This window comes from Neisseria sp. P0021.S007, assembly GCF_051956855.1.
Genome location: NZ_JBQCXA010000418.1, coordinates 1 through 750 on the forward strand (window position 1 = coordinate 1; position 750 = coordinate 750).

Consider the following 750-nt stretch of genomic DNA (forward strand, 5'->3'; position numbering starts at 1 on the left):
CTTTCAGACGATTTAGTGCTTCAAGCTCCAACGACAAAAAGATTTTCGCGCGCCAAGTCAGGCGCACGGTGTCGCGCAGCCATTTGTGGCCGTCTGAAACCTTAAAACGGCGGGCGATGATTTGCTCGTATTCGCTTTGCTGCGTAATCGGCGTGTCGTCGGGCTGGTATTTGAGCGCGATGTTCAACACGCCTTCGTTGCGGCCACGCAAAACCGCCAGCGCGCGGTGGCTGGGCATGGTGCGGATGGGTTCGCGGTGGTCGAAATAATCGCTGAATTTTTCGCCTTCGGTTTCTTTGCCTTCAACGACTTGCGCGTGGATTTCGGCTTCGTTCCACAGCTTGTCGCGCAGCGTGCCGATGAGTTCCGCGTCTTCGGCAAACTGCTCCATCAGAATCGCACGCGCGCCGTCCAGCGCGGCCTTGGTGTCGGGGACGTTTTCGTTCAGGTAGCCCTGCGCGGCGGCTTCCACGTCCTGCGGCTGCTCGGTAAGCAACACGTCCGCCAGCGGCTGCAAACCGTGTTCACGCGCGATTTGCGCTTTGGTACGGCGTTTGGGTTTATAGGGCAGATACAGGTCTTCCAGCGCGGTTTTGTTGTCGGCAGCTTCGATTTGCGCCCTGAGGTCGTCTGAAAGCTTGCCTTGCTCTTCAATACTTTTTAAAACAACGGCTTTGCGATCTTCCAATTCGCGCAGATATTGCAGCCGCTCGGCAAGCTGGCGCAGCTGCGTATCGTCCAGCCCACCCG

At 57.7% G+C, this 750-nt stretch carries 1 protein-coding gene; it reads right to left on the reverse strand.

The features are described from left to right. Positions 1 to 750 (reverse strand): Tex-like N-terminal domain-containing protein (locus tag ACTHUR_RS13745; RefSeq protein ID WP_440399088.1); only part of this gene is annotated, 750 nt, incomplete at both ends.